Below are 14,618 nucleotides of genomic sequence, written 5' to 3' on the forward strand. Positions count from 1 at the left end.
GCTTCCGCCAGTGGGACCCCGACGACCCCGAAGGCGAAGACGTCCGGATCGCGTCCGCCGGCCGCCTGCCCGTCATCTACTTCGCCAACCGGGCGCTGCGGCACCTGTCCGTCCTGGACATCGTCTGGCTCGGCTAGATCCTGGCCGCCGCGGCGGTACCGCGGCGACGATGCTCAGTGCGTGACAGCAGGGACGGCCGTCACGGGCACATCACACCTTCTACGCGTACAAGGGCGGCACGGGCCGCATCATGGCGCTGGCCAACACCGCCTGGATCCCGGCGGCCAACGGCAAGCGGTCCTGGCGATGGACTGGGACCTGGAGCCCTTGCGTGCTGCTCCTCCTGAACCTGCTGCCGACACGGTCACCGTGAGCCGCTCGGTCCCACCCTGTATTTCCGCGGTTCCGGCCCGATCTTGCGACCGCGGTGGGCGCAGAAGAGCAGTTCACCCCGGCTCAGCAGGACGACGCGCAGATATGCCTGGGCGCCGCAACGATCGCACCGGTCAGCGGGGTCGCGGGTGTCAGAAGAGTAGTCACGTCGCCTCTTCTCTAGCTCGACGAGCCGTCGTACCAGGCTCACAACCGACCTTTACGACCAGGTAGTCAGCCCGTCGTACCGTCAGGCCTCGGGTGATCGACAAGAACTCCGAGGTAGGCGGTCCAGTCGGTGGCGGCTCGCTGTCGCCATTGGGCTGCGGTGACGGGGTGGAGGCCGAGCATCGGTCCGAGGACCGCTGGGGGGAGGTCCTGGGCGAGGGCGACCAGGGCGGTGGCGCGGGCCGGCCGGGGACACCCGCGAACTCGACCTGGTGGTGACGGCCGGCGGACGGCACCGTACGGACGAAGGGGCTCACCCTCGCCGGCAAGCCGGGCCCGCAGACGATCCAGACGGGGTACAGCGACGTGGTGTCGGTGCGGCTGGTGATCCGTGAGGCGGCGGGGCTCACCCCGGGCCGTCATGTGGCGCCGGTGGAGGTCGAGTTCTTCAGGAGGAACTGAGACTGCCCTCACGGCCGGTCGAGTCTGCCCTCGGGTACCTGGCGTCCGCGGGGTCGCCCGGCGTATCCAGGACAAGGACGTACGCGAGACGTACGCAGGACACAGGCATCACGCACGGCTCCGATTCTCCGACGAAGGAAGCGCCAGTGCAGGACCACGCGAAGGTCAGGTCGAACGCCACCGAGGACCCCCGGTCGACGGTCCGCAGGCCGGTCACCGCACCACCCGCACAGGCCTCCGGGCTCCTCGGGCTGCAGGCGACGGTGGGGAACGCGGTGGTCGCCCAGCGTCTGAAGCAGCAGCCGCACCGGCACGGTGCGGGGTGCGGCCACGAGGCGGAGGAGGCGCCGGTCCAGCGCTCGGCCGTCCACGACGTGGTGCGGGCCGGCGGCAGGCCGCTGGATGGCAGCACGCGCGCGGACATGGAGAGCCGGCTGGGCGCCGACTTCTCCGACGTCCGCATCCACGACGACAGCGCGGCGAAGGCATCGGCAGCCGAGGTGGGCGCTCGGGCGTACACCAGTGGGAACCACGTGGTGATCGGGGAAGGCGGCGCCGACAAGCTCACGCTCGCCCACGAACTCACCCACGTGATCCAGCAGCGCCAGGGCCCCGTGGCGGGTACGGACAACGGAGCGGGCCTGCGGGTCTCCGACCCCTCCGACCGCTTCGAGCGGGAGGCGGAGAGCAACGCGCGCCGCGCCATGAGCGGGGCGGCGCCGAGGACCGAGCAGCACGCACAGGAGGCGGGCCGGGCCGACCAGGGGGCGGCCCAGAGGTCGGTCCAGCGCTGGGCGGCCCAGGCCGGCCCGAACCAGCAGCACATGACGGTCTCGGCGAACGGCGTCTTCGCCGTCCCGAGCGACGACGCCACGTCGATCTGGATCCGCGTCAACGCGCCCGCGGGGTCCTACTCCCCGGCCCTGCGCCCGACAAGCACGGCGCAGCAGGCCCTCTTCGGCGGCACGGAGCTGTACCAGGAGCACGAGCTGGCGCGGAACATCCTGGACGACTGCCTCCACACGGCGGAGGAGATCATGCACAACGCCGTCGGAGAGCTGGCCGACGGCGCGAACAGCAACGTCCGTACGAGCGCCGGGCTCAAGGCCTTCGGCATGTCGGACGAGCAGAACCGCGACCGCGCAGGCGACTTCCAGGGGGCGACGGACCGCGACGCCAGCCCGGTGGTGGGACAGTCCTACCTGATGCTCGCCATGAACCCCGGGGAGCAGATCATGTCGCAGTACCACGCCGCAGCGGTGGTGGGCATGGACGGCCAGGACACGGTGACGATGGAGGCCTTCGCCGGAAGCGGCCAGACGTCCGCGAACCCGATGACGTACACGATCGGCACGGTGGCCTCCTTCCACGACTACTGGACGGGCGCGTACTACACCCCGAACTACCCGGGGGTCACCATGAAGACAGTGGTCCTCGTCAAGCGCGGCAAGGGCCGCCGGGTGACGGCGGGCTCAGAACAGCCGGCCAACCCGAACGTCGCCTAGGCCAGGAGACCGCCCGAACCCGCCCGTGAAGCCCGCGCAACCACGCCCGCCGAACCTCGGGCAACCGCGCCAGGCTGTGAAGGAAGACGCGCGGGTCGGGCCGGAAGAGGCGCAACGGACTCAAGGGCAAGGGGTAGTCGTCGCGCAGCGACTAGGTGTTCTGTCCCGGGAGGCTGTGGACGGGTGAGCCAGGCCTCGGCTGAGGGATCTTGAAGGGGTGTGACCCGGATACGCCAGAAACCCGCCAGAACTTGATCTTGGCCTGCTGAGTGCCTGACGCTGTCGGGGATCTTGGCGATGACGGTCGGCCACGCCCTCGACATCTCAGTCTCCAAGATCCCCGACCTCGTCACCCGCGATCAGCTCTGCGTCTCCCCGCGGCGTCCAATAGCGGCCGCATCGGGTACGACGAGCAGCTTGCCGGTGGTACGCCGAGCCTCCAGATCGCTGTGGGCCTGGGCGGCCTCGGACAACGCGTAGCGGCCCGTTACGGTGACCTCAAGCGCCTTGGAGCGCACCCACTCGAACACATCGGCGGCCCGTCGGAGCAGTTCGGACCGATCGGCGATGAAGTCCCCGAGGCTGGGCCGGATCAGGGTCAGCGAACCGCCGTGGGCGAGCCGAATCGGATCAAACGGCGGCACGGCACCACTTGCCGCGCCGAAGAGCACGAGATGGCCGCGGGTTCGCAGGCTGGCGAGGCTCGCATCGAAGGTGTGCGCGCCGACGCCGTCGAAGACAACCGGCAGTCCCTGACCGCCGTTGAGCCGCCTCACCTCGGCTGCGAGATCGTCGACTGCGGAGGAAAGGATCACCTCAGCGGCCCCGGCACGCTTCGCCAGCTCGGCCTTCGCCGTGGTCGACGTCGTGCCGATCACCCTGCCGCCGAGATGGGTGATGAGCTGGGTCAAAAGCAGCCCCATGCCACCAGCAGCCGCATGCACGAGCACCGTGTCGCCCCCCTGAACCGGGTAGGCGTCCTTGACGAGATAGTGCGCGGTCATGCCTTGCAGGAGCACGGCGGCGGCTGTCTCGAAGCCGATATCGTCGGGCAGCGGCACCAGCCGGGAGGAGTCCACGACGGCCCGCTCGGCATACGTGCCGGGAATCTCCACCCAACCGACCCGGTCCCCGACTGCGACGTCAGCGACGCCGGGTCCAACTTCGACGACCGTGCCGGCGCCCTCAGCGCCCGGGGTGAAGGGCAGCGGGAGGCTGTACCGGCCTTCGCGGTGGTAGACGTCGAGGAAGTTGACCCCGGATGCGGCGACCTCCACGACCGCCTCGCCCGGACCCGGCCGCGGCTGGTCCACCTCGGCCTCCTGCAGCACCTCGGGACCGCCCACTTCGTACACCTGAATCGCTCGCATGACCCTCCAATATCGGCTCATCCCCCACCAACCCCGTTGATGGCGATCCGATTCCCGGCAAGACCAGCCCGCCGCCCCCGCCGAGAGCTGAGAACCTCGCGGTGGACGAGCTGGAGCGGGACCGGCTGCTGGACATCGCTGCCGGCTGCGGCGGCACCGACGTGGAGGTCACCCCCGCCCCGTAGACGCTCTCAGCCCGCCGGCCCCGCCACCTTCGGGGGTGGGGGGGCCGGCGGGGTGGTCGAAGAGGACCAGGAGCCATTCATCGCCGCGGGTCTCCACGGTCAGGCCGGCTGCGCGGAGTGCTGCGGCCATGGCGAGGCCGAAGGCGTGCCGGAGTCCGGGCAGATCGTGGGGCGAGGGGCGGCGGCGGTGGGGGCCGCGCCGCCGGGGAGGTGGGCTGGTGTCTTCGGGTAGCCAGCCGACCATGACTCCGCGGGCGTGCCGGATCAGGTGCACGCCTTCGGAGCCGGGGGCGATTTCCTCGAAGCCGGCGTCGGACAGCACCGTGCGGACGCGGGCCAGTAGTTCCTCGCCCTGATCATTCATGGCGCGACCCTGGAACGGCAGCGCATGGCTTTCCGCGCCCGGGGGTGAAGGGTCCGTAGGGCGGTGTTCAGGTGTGGATGAGGCTGTTGGGGCCGTCCTGGCCGTCGGCGGCCTCCTCGTTGAACCAGTGGCCGCCGGCGGCGAGGTAGCGGAAGGAGTGGCTGCGGCCTGTGGGCAGGTCCACGGTGACTGCCCGGTTGCCGTCCTTGCGCGGGGTCAGGGGATGGACTCCGGGACGCCAGTCGTTGAAGTCACCGACCACGCTCACCTCCGCCGGAGGCATGCCGGCGGGAAGGACGAAGGTGACCGTGGCCGTGTTCTTGCGAAGGGCGCGTTCCAGCACGAAAGGCTCCTGACAGACAGGGGGACCGGAGTTACGGGACCATGCTCGGTGCAGTGCCTGAGCGGTTCACGCTGACGGCGCCGCTGGGTCACCCGCCCGCCACACACGGCACGCCGGGACCCACGCACGCGTGTCACACCGGCCTCCCGTCGGGAACGGCCCGCTGAGTGTCCGTGACGGCATCGCTGTTCCCCTGCTCGTCACAGCTGAGGTCGCTGCTGGTGGCGATTGCCAGGGTCCGGCGAACCTGCTGGCGAGCGTAAGCGGCTGACTCGGATGTGTCAGAAGGCTTTCACGACAAGATCGTGTATGAGCCGAGGACGGAAGGCTTCCCGAAGCGTGACTGGTTGGAAGACCGGCGCGGTGGCGCACGGCGTGCCGAGGGACAGTTCTTGGGCCTCATCTACCAGAGCCAGCTGGGCATGTCGGTGGGGAACGGTCCGCCCAGTTCCGCGATGGCGACGTTGGTCAGCAAACGGCCTAGCAGGGTTCGGCGGCTCGCAGGAGGTCCTGCGGGAGGTAGGGGGATTCGACGCGGATGTTCCAGCCGCGACGGCGGGCGTGGCAGGCCAGCGCGAGGACGTCGAGGTTGACGGAGACCTCCGGATAGTCGGAGCGGTCGCCGACCTCGTAGTACGCGCGGTGGGCTTCCAGCGCGTCGGCCAGAGCGAGGTTGAAGCTCTCCTCGTCGCCCTCCACCAGCTGAGAGAGCAGCACGGCCGGCGGCATCGCGAAGCCCCAGTCCTTGGCCTTCTCGGCTTCGTGAAGCGCCCGCTGCGCGGCCGCTTCGGGGTCGGCGCCCTTCAGATAGGCGTGGAGGGCCTCGCGGTACGCGGTGAAGGCGGAGCCGTCCGGGCGGGCGAAGGTGGGGCCGGTGAGGACCAGCGGGGCGAGGTCCTCGCGTGCGCCGGTGATCAGGGCGAAGGCGGTGGCCGCCTGCCAGTACCCGGCACCGGCTTCCCTGCCCCGCTTGGCGGGGTAGCGCAGGGTGCGCCCGCCGATGGACACCTCAACCTCGGTGTCCGGCTCCGCGAGCGCGATGCGGAACAGGGCCGCCCCCATCTGAGAGGCCATGCGAAGAGTGGCGAGCTGGGCGTCCGCAACGTCGCCGGGATTTCCCGCCCGCCACTGGAACAGGCGCTGCTGGTCCTCCAGCACGCTGCCCAGATGCCAGACAGCAAGGGGCTTGCCGTCGACGGGAGCGAACGCTTCGTGGAGGTGTTCCTCGTACATGGCCTCGATCCGTGCGATCCCCTCGCGCTCACAGGCGGGCCGCTCCACGACCAGCGGGCCCGCGGCGAGCGCGGCGACCGCGTCCGGACGCCGGTTCCGGCCGAGCCCTCCGACTCGCGGCCCCCGGCTCTCGAAGCCGGTGACCAGCGCGTGCGGGAGGTAGTCGGTGCGAACAGCCGGTGCCCAGCCCAGGGTCCGGTACGCGATCGCGGCCAGGGCGATGGGCACGAGCGGGAGCAGGCTGCTCGGGGAGTCCGCCGGACCGTGCAGAGCGCTGTGCCTGACCAGGAGTTCGGCCAGTGCGGCGTCGAAGCCCGGGCGGTCCTCGGCGGCCAGCGTCCGCAGCGTCCGCAGCGCCAGGCCGTTCGGCTGGTCCAGGAGGGGCTCGCCCGTCTCCGCCGCACGGGTACGGATCCGGTCCAGGGCCGCGTCGACGGCGGCCAGCTTGGCCTGCGTGCTCGGCGGGTACTCGCCGTCGCCGGCGTCGTCCAGGGCCACGGCCGTCAACCCCGTGGCGAGCTCGCCAGCGGGCGTTCCCTTCGCCTGCTCGGCGAACTTCTGCCGGGCGAAGGTGAATTCCTCGCCGTGCCACTTGGCCTTGTCCCTGAGGGCCGACAGGCAGAGCGCGTCGATCCACTCCCCAGGCGTGACGCTCTCCTCGGGTGCGTCATCACCCGGGTCGTAGCTCATACCGAAGTTCACGTACTCCAGGAAGACGTTGAAGCCGCAGTGCGGGTGGTACGCCGCGTACGCGACGGCGCCGGCCGCGGCCTCGGAGGCGTCCTTGAGGGCGATCTTGGCCTCCGCGGTGTCGAGACCGGGCGTCTCGACGGACAGGGCGCCCAGGTAGTCGAGGAACTCGTCGGCGATCGACTGCCACTCGTAGGTGGCCATCCGGCCGCCCCTCGACATGGACCGCACCTGACCCCCGATGCGGTTCGTGAAGTCCTCGAGTGCCGCCGACACGACGGCGCCGCCCACCTGGTGACGCTCTATTCGCACTACCCTGCTTCCTTGATCGAATCTCTGCGTCCAGCCTAGGCCCGCGGTTGGTCCACCCCGCGCCCGCGGGGATGGTCCGGTGAGCTCCGGGAGGACGAAGCCCTCCGGAACCGCGCCCGACTGCTTCTCACGGCCTGCCCAGTCCCCGGAGCACTCTGACCCGCTGGGCATCGCCAGCCGCCTCGGCATACGAACCAGCGCACCGGGGAGCCCTGTCGGTTCCCTGTGTGACACGTGAGGGTGGTCCGCTTCCTCCCCGGTCGGCCGCGCCATGCGCGTTCACCCAGCTGTGCGGCTGCCGGTACGCCGGCCGGTGCGCGGGCGCGTGCCACGCTCCGAGCTCGGCCTCAGGCCGCTCTACCGGCGTCGCGTAAGTCGACTTACGCGACTATGAGGGCTTTGATCGGCCGGCCCATTCCACGGCGAGGTGGAGAAGGCCGCCTGTCGCGGCCTGGTCGAGACCGCCCGGGAGTCCCTGCAGCGCACTGTCCGGACCGCGGCCGCGCTCGCGCAGGGCGACGCGGGTTTCCTGGAGCGCCTCCGCGACACCGGACTGCGCGTCCGCGAGCGCCCGGGCGATGACGGCGCCCTGGTCGGGTACGCGGCCGCGCTGCCTGGTGACCGAGCGGTCTGCAGCTCCCGCCCGGTGTGGTTCGCGGGTTCGACGCTCGCCTACGACCTGTCGCTGCCGTGGGTCCGTGAGCGCTTCTTTCCGCACGTCGCCCCCGCGGACTGGGCGCTGGCCGGGCACCGGATCCGGGAGGCGTCCGCACTCCTGGGCCGCGCCGGACAAGCCTCCGGCGCCAGTGACGTCGCTCGCGCTCGGTGACCTCCTGGCGGTGGCCGCCACCCACTCCCCGGCCCTGGTCCGCGACCGTGTCCGGGCGGCGGCCGATGCCTTCGAGCAGGCCGCCCGCGCTCCCGGTGCCGTTGTCTGGAGGCCGCGCCCGCGCGGGCTGGCGGTAGTCGGCGCGGGCGTTGGAGCATGCGCCGCTCGCGGGCCGGGGCGGCGGCGCCGCGGTGGTGCTGACGCTGCTGATCGTGCTCGTGGAGGCGGTGGAGGCGGCCGGTTCCTGGCACCGGGCGCAGGAGTTGCGGGCGCAGGCGAAAGCAGCCGCGGAGGTGGCCGTGCTGCTGTGCGAGGTGGCAAGCCTGACCGGCAGCCGCCCGCTGGGGACGGGCCCGAAGCCGTGCACCGGCCGGGTGACGCGCACTGCGGGCCGTGGCCTGCTGCCCGCGGGGCCCGTACCGGTGTACTCGCCCGCGCCCCGCTCCGCCACCGCCGGACCGGACCGGCCCGTCGGCCCGTCCCGCAGCAACCGCGGAGGCGGGCGGATGCGTCAGGGACTGTGAGACCCAGCGTGAAGGAGTGAATTTTGCCTGGCGAACCCCCGACGAATCCACACGTCACCGCCGCCTTCGAAAACCCCGCACCTGTCTATAATCCTGAGTCTCGAGGGTGGGCGGTCCTTCGGCACTCACTGTCCATCGCCATTACGACAGCAGTCATCGTATTGGCATTCATGGTCGTTACCCTACCGATTGTGGCAGTCTTTTTCATTGACGATGACTTTATCGCCAGGGATTACGCCAAAGTCGTTCTGGTTGCCGCTGGTGTGGGGTTTGCCGCAAGTCTTCTCGTTTTTCCTGTTGCCTTTGGGTTTGAACGGTTGGTCACGCGCGGCGGTCGTGTATGGAAGGTACTGGCGGTGTGTGCACCTGCAGCCTCTCTGGTCGCGGCTGCGCTGATTTTTGTCTTACTGTTCAAAATTCAGCCATCGGCCGCCGTCGGTGATGTGCTCGGTGTGGCGATCCTGTTCTTTATGAGCTTCTCCGTCTATTGGTCGTCGCTGTGGTCGTTGAGTGCTGTTCGCTACGGCGCTTGGCGCCTTACCCAACGCATGGGCCGATGTCGGCGGTTCGGCTGAGCTTTCCGCGCTCACCCCAGCGTGGCTGATTTCGCGAGGTGCCGGAAGGGCGCACCGGGCCAGGTCAAACGCTTCCACCCCCGGAGCACTGGGCAGTGGCCGAGGTCGACCCCGCGCCCCGCGGGGAGGGTCCGGTCGGGAGGAGCAGATGGAGCCGGAGGGTGATTTTGCCCCGCACTCGTGGATGGTCGTTGGCTGCCTCCACTGGCGGGGGGGTCTCTCCCGTCAAGTCACGCCTTTCGGTGACATGACGGGGTTCATTGTCATCGCTCCTACTTGAGGGAGCGGTTCGATCAGGGCCCACTCGTCGTCGTAGGTGTCCGAGGGGTAACAGCGGCGCCGGACCAACGTTCCCCTCCCTCCACGGGGGTGGGGCCAGCCGCGAAGCGGCCGGCCCCACCGCGTCACGCGTCGATGTAGTCGGCGATCACATCGAGCGTGGACTCGACGGAGTTGAGCTGGGTGTTCAGGTGCCGGATCCACCGGCCCTTGGGCTGCAGGACGGCGTGCGGGGCGACGACGCCGGTGATGAACCGGCGGATCTCGGTGAGCTTCTCGCGGATGACCGCAACCTCGTAGGCCTGGAGCTCGGTGGGGTCGGAACAGAACTTGTAGCCGTCCGCTCTCGTCCAGATCAGGGGCGGCCAGCCGTGTTCGGCGATGGTGTCCCGAAGACAGGCCAGGCCCGAGCGGGCCTGATGGGCGGAGAGCTCGCTCGACCTGACCAACTGGTTGAAGGCCAGGCCGGCGGGCCGTGCCTCGAAGAGGATGAAGCGGACGGTGTCGGCGTGCCGCTGGGCCGCCGGTGACCGGCGCTGCGACGCGCGCGGCATCCCACTACTCGCCTTGCAGCAGGCGGGTCAGCTCGCCGTCGACGTCGACCTTGCCGGTATCGACGGCCGTTTCGATCCAGTCGAGCGTCGCCCGTACTCGGGCGACGTTCTCGTGGATGATCAACTTCTCGTCGTCGCTGAGCTGGCGGTCCCGCATCCCGGGAACGACCCGTCCGGAGGCCGCGACGAACGCGTGGCAGGCGGTGATCAGGCCCAGGAACTCCACCGAGCGGTCGATCCGCTTCACCGCCGGCGCGACCGGACTCGTGCGCTCGAAGTCCTCGCGGGCCTGTCGGCCCCGCTCGACCTGAGCGTGGTTGACCTGGTGGCGGGCGGTGTCGTCCGACATCGCCCGGAAGGCGACGTCCGGCCGCCGCAGCAGGCGCGTGGTCACCGTCGCGGCGACACCCTCGTCGCGGGTCAGTTCCTCGACCGCCCGGACCCGGTCCTCCTGCCGGACCTGCGCGACGACCGTGGGCCGCTTGAGAAGGTCGCCAGTGACGACCGCGGCGATCTGCTCGTCCTCGACCAGCGCGTGGGCCGCGCTGATCCGGTCCTCCTGGCGGACCTGGGCGACCACGGACGGACGTCGCAGCAGGTCACCCGTGACGACCGCGGCGACTGCCTCGTCCCTCGCGAGGGTGTGGATCGCACTGACCTTCTCCTGCGGGGTGATCGGCCTCTCGACCTGACGGCCGACCCTCCGCGACGCGTCGTCGGGAGTCCACCGGGCCTTCCCGCCCGGTGGGGTGAGGATCGCGGTGAACCGCTCCTCCTCGTTCGAGATAGCCGCCAGGATTCGGTGCACCGTGAAGGACACGCGGGCCTGCCGGTGCTGTTTGGGCCACCGCGAAGCGACCCAACGGGCCCCGTTCACGGCTGAGTAGGACAAGCCGATGTCCTCGGCCAAGCGGAACAGCGAGTCCTTGACCGTGAACAACTCCTCGCCCCTGTCCTGCGGGCCCTGCTCTCGCATGGGCTCGATCTCCAAGGCGTAGTCCCCGATCGCGAACTGACCCCGGGTCTGGGCCTCCACGATCTTGCGCAGCTCCGCGACGATCTGCTCGTAACGGTGGGCGCTGACGCTGCCGACCTTGTCGGCACTCTCGATCTTCTCGGGCATGGTTCTCACCACCCTGAACGGGCCGGGGCACGCCCCCTCGGCCGTGACAAGACGCGGCCCGCTGTCGTAACCGAGAGTCGAACCCACCTGCCGAAGGTCACAACGGATGACTGGAAAAACCGGAATCCGACCGAAGGCCCAATTCGGATGCGTTCGTGGACAGGTCACTGTGACCGTTCTCCGAACGATTCGTTCCGCGACCGCCAAGCCCTCATCAGGCACCGCCGCGAGCAGAAAACGGCGTCTGAACGTCGATCCACCCCGGCCACCCAGGCTGTCCCGCACTCGGGACACTCCACCCGACCCGCCCTGTTCAACTCCGCCACCACCCGGCGCCGCAAGCGACGATCCCGCCGCCACGACCTGGCACGACACGCCGCCGAGCAGAACAGCGCGTCCGGCCGTGCGGCCGGCCTCAACCGGTCACCACAGCCTCCGCACACCTGCACCCCGAGCCGCCCGGAACCCTCGGACACCACTACAGGCTAGAGCTCCGGACACCTCGAAAACCGGGATATAGAACAGGTACCTATTCACGAGTAGTGCCGTCAGTTGCTCATGGGTTCGGGAGGCACCCGGATCCATGGTCGGGTGATGTGCACGAGATTTGACGGCACTGGGGTACTTGCCAGGGCAGTATCGGGGTGCTTCTGGTGAAGGGTCCTGGTCATGCCGCAGATGTCCAAGGTCGAGTTGTGGGGGTGACGTACCGGACGGTGCGGTGGGCGGCGAACTCCGTCTGGACGGAGCCGCGGACCGCCCCCGTCCGGCCATGTCCATGCCCTGCAGTAGTTTTTGGGCATGCGAGACACGGAATGGGGTGGAGGTCAGCTGGCGGTGGTGCGGCCCGCCTCGGGAGGGTTTCCGCGGCACAGCCACGATGAGTACGTGATCAGCGTCAACCTCTGTGGCCTGGAGCGGGTCCGGCTGGATCGCACCACGTTCGACGTGTGCCTGGACGAGGTCACCGTCTACAACCCCGGCCAGGTCCAGTCGTGCACCACGCAGGCCCCGCCCGATACCTGCTTCACGGCCGTGAGCTGGTACGTCCCGCCGGCGCTGGTGGAATCGCTGACCGGCGAGGACCTGGTCGACTTCGAACGCCCGGTCGTCCGCTCGCCCTACCTTCGCGGCGAGCTCCTTGCTGCCGCCAAGGCCTTCCGCGAGTTCACGGCTGACGGGCACTCCGCGCCGGCCGAATCCGCAGCTCTGCTCCAGGAGCAGCTGGAACTTGTGCTGTCGCGGCTGATCGACCTGGCCGCGGGACGGCGCGCGCGTGCTCCCGAGCCCGCCGACACCCGGATAGCAGCGGTCCTTGACCGCCTGCGTGACCTGTCCGACGTGCCCAGGTTGGCCGAGCTGGCCGCTGAAGCGGGGATGTCACGGGAGCACCTGATCCGGACGTTCACCCGTGCCACCGGTACCCCGCCCTACGCCTGGCACCTGTCGGCCCGGCTGGCCGAGGCGCGGCGCCGCTTGCGCAAGGGCGAGCCCGTCGCCGACGTCGCTCACCTGCTGGGCTTCGCCGACCAGGCGCATTTCCACCGCCACTTCACTGCGGCGTATGCCATCACACCCGGTCGGTTCCGTCGGCTGTCCCAGATCAACATCTGACAAGACCGCACGGAGAACCCCCGGCACAGTGGCCGCCATGATCGAGATCTTCATGGTGGCTCTGTGGTTGGGGCTGGTGTTCAACGCGGCACCGGGTGCGGTGTTCAGCGAGTCGCTACGGCGCGGGATCCGGGGCGGGTTCGGGCCGGCCTTCGCGGTCCAGGTCGGATCGCTGGTGGGCGATGCCGTCTGGGCGGCCCTCGGTCTGGCGGGGGCCGGGGCACTGTTCGCCGTGCCGGCCTTGCGTGTGCCGCTCACGGTTGCCGGGTGCTTGCTGCTGGCGTGGTTGGGGGTGGTAGGCCTGCGCGACGCATCCGCGCGAAAGGGACGACCAGACCCGATGACGGAACCGCAGGGAGGACAGGACCGCAAGGCCATGGCTGTGGGGGCGGGCATGTCGTTGGCGAACCCATGGAACGTTGTCTACTGGTCGGGCGCGGCCGGCGGGGTGGGCGCTGTACTGGGACCGGGCGGAGCGTCGGAGCTGGGCGTCTTCTTCGCCGGGTTCATGGCCTCCTCAGTGCTCTGGTGTCTGATCTCGGCGGGGCTCATCGTGGTGCTGCGCAGGGCGCTGCCGCCAGTGGCCGTACGCGTGCTGGAGGCATGCTGCGGTATCGCGCTCCTGGTCTTCGCCATCATCCAGCTGTGTCGGCTCATGTGACGTGCCCGGAATTGTGTCTGCCTGAGCGGCTGGAACGCCTCTGACGCCCTGACGCGATCGAATCGCGGCAACGCCGCGGCCTATGCGGTCGGCGAGTGCCGATCGGCCTGACCGCGTCAGCGACATGGCGCTGCCTTCCCTTCTCGTGAACATCTTCGAGCCGGCTGATGACCAACCGCTCCTGGAACTCATCGACAAACGCTGCTGCTGAAAGTGAACAAAGCCATGCGGGCGATGCGGTGGCGGATGCCGCGCTGGCGCAACCTCGCGGGCGCACCTTGTGGTGCTGCCGTACATCCTCGCCCGGGCCGCGACCGGCAGTCAGGCCGGAGGCGGACCGGGCCGCGGCCGGTACTCGGCAGCACCACAAGGTGCAGGGTGACTGCCGATGGCTCGCCACGGTGGTCATGGACGGAGCGCGGGCCCGGTCAGAACACGTCGGTGGTCCACAGGACGTGCATATCCCATGCGATGTCCAGGGATTCCTTCGCTCCCTGATACCACGCACGTTGCGCGGTGTCGTCCGGCACGGTGTGAAGGGCCGCGAGCACATCGGCCGGCATCCATGCTCCACCCCAGTGGCCCAGCCAGGTCCCCGGCGTCTCGGCGGGTTCGGGGGTTCGCGGTCGCGGTATGGAGTAGCCCTCGCTCCGGAGAATCTCCAGAGCGGTATCCCGTTGATTCCTCATCAGATGCTTTGGGGAGAAGATCCCGTAGGCATCTAGACTGATTCTGTTCCCGTTCAGGTAGGCCTCCCATGCCGCCTCCGCCGTGGGCTGATCGCGCCAATCGACCACGGGGATCTCCACGGAGGGCCGCGCCGCCCACGGGCCGCCGGTACTCGCGCGCACCTCCTGGGGTGCGGATCCCACCACGACGAATGCGAGCTCGTGGCGCGGGACAGGGAGCTCGATGCTCTGTCCCGTCCCGCCGTCCCAGCTGGTCGTCATTCCCGCCGCGATCCGGACGATGTACTCGCCATCGTCAAGCCCCTCATGCGCGTCGAACAGAGCGCCCTCGCGTATCTCGGCCGGCACGCCGTCACAGTTGAAGAACCTCTGGATCGCAGGGCCCCCCGTCGCGGAAACGATCTCGAAGTCGTAGTTGCCCGGGCTGCCCAGGTCGCGGCCGAGTGTGTAGGACGAAACCCGACAGGCAATACCGTCCTTCACCACGTACGTCTTCCGGGCCAGACCGCAGGTGATGAACTTGCGACCCTCAGACGTAGGAACTCTCACCTCCAAGCGCGTCTGCATCAGGTGCAGGCCGTCCTGAGACACCGTCTCCACCCAGTCGGTGCGGATCTTCCCGTTGATCATGCTGCTATCCCTGCCGTTCGGTGCGAGTGGATTCGATGCCCGGCCGCGGGCAGGGCCCGATGCCGCCCGGCCCGGAGGTGGGCGATCACGGCGTGCCGGACGTCGGTCTCCGGGGTGAGGGACAACGCGACGGTGG

Annotated in this window: 13 protein-coding genes and 1 pseudogene; 6 read left to right on the forward strand and 8 right to left on the reverse strand. The window is 69.6% G+C overall.

The genetic code is table 11. The features are described from left to right. Positions 1 to 350 precede the first annotated feature (350 nt). Positions 351 to 540, reverse strand: a pseudogene (locus OG472_RS43425) (hypothetical protein); the annotation flags it as partial. Positions 541 to 1,148: 608 nt separating this feature from the next. Here OG472_RS43425 and OG472_RS43430 point away from each other — a divergent pair. Continuing rightward, complete coding sequence (locus tag OG472_RS43430) at positions 1,149 to 2,507, forward strand: DUF4157 domain-containing protein (protein WP_405940608.1); 1,359 nt, start codon at positions 1,149 to 1,151, stop codon at positions 2,505 to 2,507. A gap of 359 nt (positions 2,508 to 2,866) precedes the next feature. Here OG472_RS43430 and OG472_RS43435 read toward each other — a convergent pair whose 3' ends face one another. The 4 genes from OG472_RS43435 to OG472_RS43450 all read right to left on the reverse strand — a co-directional run bounded on the left by OG472_RS43435 (position 2,867) and on the right by OG472_RS43450 (position 7,004). After that, positions 2,867 to 3,877: a quinone oxidoreductase family protein gene (locus tag OG472_RS43435; RefSeq protein WP_401614854.1), complete on the reverse strand. Its 1,011-nt coding sequence runs from the start codon at positions 3,875 to 3,877 to the stop codon at positions 2,867 to 2,869. A 168-nt stretch (positions 3,878 to 4,045) separates the two neighbouring features. Continuing rightward, entirely contained in the window at positions 4,046 to 4,426 is a 381-nt protein-coding gene (locus OG472_RS43440; protein WP_405940607.1) for a hypothetical protein, read from the reverse strand. A gap of 67 nt (positions 4,427 to 4,493) precedes the next feature. After that, the gene (locus OG472_RS43445; protein WP_401614857.1) at positions 4,494 to 4,769 is read right to left on the reverse strand and encodes an isoamylase early set domain-containing protein; all 276 of its coding nucleotides are present in this window, start codon (positions 4,767 to 4,769) and stop codon (positions 4,494 to 4,496) included. Positions 4,770 to 5,249: 480 nt separating this feature from the next. Further along, positions 5,250 to 7,004, reverse strand: coding sequence for an immunity 49 family protein (locus OG472_RS43450; RefSeq protein ID WP_405940606.1), 1,755 nt, complete (start codon positions 7,002 to 7,004; stop codon positions 5,250 to 5,252). A gap of 427 nt (positions 7,005 to 7,431) precedes the next feature. Between OG472_RS43450 and OG472_RS43455 the strand changes: the two genes are divergently transcribed. From OG472_RS43455 to OG472_RS43465, 3 genes are all read left to right on the forward strand, one after another. Further along, the gene (locus tag OG472_RS43455; protein ID WP_405826966.1) at positions 7,432 to 7,833 is read left to right on the forward strand and encodes a hypothetical protein; all 402 of its coding nucleotides are present in this window, start codon (positions 7,432 to 7,434) and stop codon (positions 7,831 to 7,833) included. A gap of 149 nt (positions 7,834 to 7,982) precedes the next feature. Next, the gene (locus tag OG472_RS43460; RefSeq protein ID WP_405826965.1) at positions 7,983 to 8,357 is read left to right on the forward strand and encodes a hypothetical protein; all 375 of its coding nucleotides are present in this window, start codon (positions 7,983 to 7,985) and stop codon (positions 8,355 to 8,357) included. Positions 8,358 to 8,548: 191 nt separating this feature from the next. Beyond that, positions 8,549 to 8,932: a hypothetical protein gene (locus tag OG472_RS43465; protein WP_405826964.1), complete on the forward strand. Its 384-nt coding sequence runs from the start codon at positions 8,549 to 8,551 to the stop codon at positions 8,930 to 8,932. 404 nt (positions 8,933 to 9,336) lie between these two features. On the opposite strand, the gene OG472_RS43470 is transcribed toward OG472_RS43465, so the two are convergent. Next, on the reverse strand, positions 9,337 to 9,765 hold the full coding sequence (locus tag OG472_RS43470; protein WP_405826963.1) for a RacP protein: 429 nt from the start codon (positions 9,763 to 9,765) through the stop codon (positions 9,337 to 9,339). 4 nt (positions 9,766 to 9,769) lie between these two features. Next, positions 9,770 to 10,888: a DUF6192 family protein gene (locus OG472_RS43475; RefSeq protein ID WP_405940605.1), complete on the reverse strand. Its 1,119-nt coding sequence runs from the start codon at positions 10,886 to 10,888 to the stop codon at positions 9,770 to 9,772. A gap of 801 nt (positions 10,889 to 11,689) precedes the next feature. Between OG472_RS43475 and OG472_RS43480 the strand changes: the two genes are divergently transcribed. Next, positions 11,690 to 12,502 (forward strand): helix-turn-helix domain-containing protein, encoded by an 813-nt coding sequence (locus OG472_RS43480; protein WP_405940604.1) that lies wholly within the window; start codon positions 11,690 to 11,692, stop codon positions 12,500 to 12,502. 37 nt (positions 12,503 to 12,539) lie between these two features. Beyond that, positions 12,540 to 13,163 carry a LysE family transporter gene (locus tag OG472_RS43485; RefSeq protein ID WP_405826960.1) on the forward strand — a complete coding sequence of 208 codons (624 nt, stop codon included), beginning with the start codon at positions 12,540 to 12,542 and terminating at the stop codon, positions 13,161 to 13,163. Positions 13,164 to 13,591: 428 nt separating this feature from the next. On the opposite strand, the gene OG472_RS43490 is transcribed toward OG472_RS43485, so the two are convergent. Further along, positions 13,592 to 14,482 carry a hypothetical protein gene (locus tag OG472_RS43490; protein ID WP_405826959.1) on the reverse strand — a complete coding sequence of 297 codons (891 nt, stop codon included), beginning with the start codon at positions 14,480 to 14,482 and terminating at the stop codon, positions 13,592 to 13,594. Positions 14,483 to 14,618 lie beyond the last annotated feature (136 nt).

The sequence above is a fragment of the Streptomyces sp. NBC_00207 genome (genome assembly GCF_045160965.1).
Lineage (GTDB): Bacteria > Actinomycetota > Actinomycetes > Streptomycetales > Streptomycetaceae > Streptomyces.

Excerpts from the sequence above, each read along its gene's own strand:
- OG472_RS43470 (WP_405826963.1), bottom strand. The coding sequence starts at position 9,765 with ATGCCGCGCGCGTCGCAGCGCCGGTCACCGGCGGCCCAGCGGCACGCC.
- OG472_RS43480 (WP_405940604.1), top strand. The coding sequence starts at position 11,690 with ATGCGAGACACGGAATGGGGTGGAGGTCAGCTGGCGGTGGTGCGGCCC.
- OG472_RS43435 (WP_401614854.1), bottom strand. The coding sequence starts at position 3,877 with ATGCGAGCGATTCAGGTGTACGAAGTGGGCGGTCCCGAGGTGCTGCAG.
- OG472_RS43475 (WP_405940605.1), bottom strand. The coding sequence starts at position 10,888 with ATGCCCGAGAAGATCGAGAGTGCCGACAAGGTCGGCAGCGTCAGCGCC.
- OG472_RS43485 (WP_405826960.1), top strand. The coding sequence starts at position 12,540 with ATGATCGAGATCTTCATGGTGGCTCTGTGGTTGGGGCTGGTGTTCAAC.
- OG472_RS43490 (WP_405826959.1), bottom strand. The coding sequence starts at position 14,482 with ATGATCAACGGGAAGATCCGCACCGACTGGGTGGAGACGGTGTCTCAG.
- OG472_RS43440 (WP_405940607.1), bottom strand. The coding sequence starts at position 4,426 with ATGAATGATCAGGGCGAGGAACTACTGGCCCGCGTCCGCACGGTGCTG.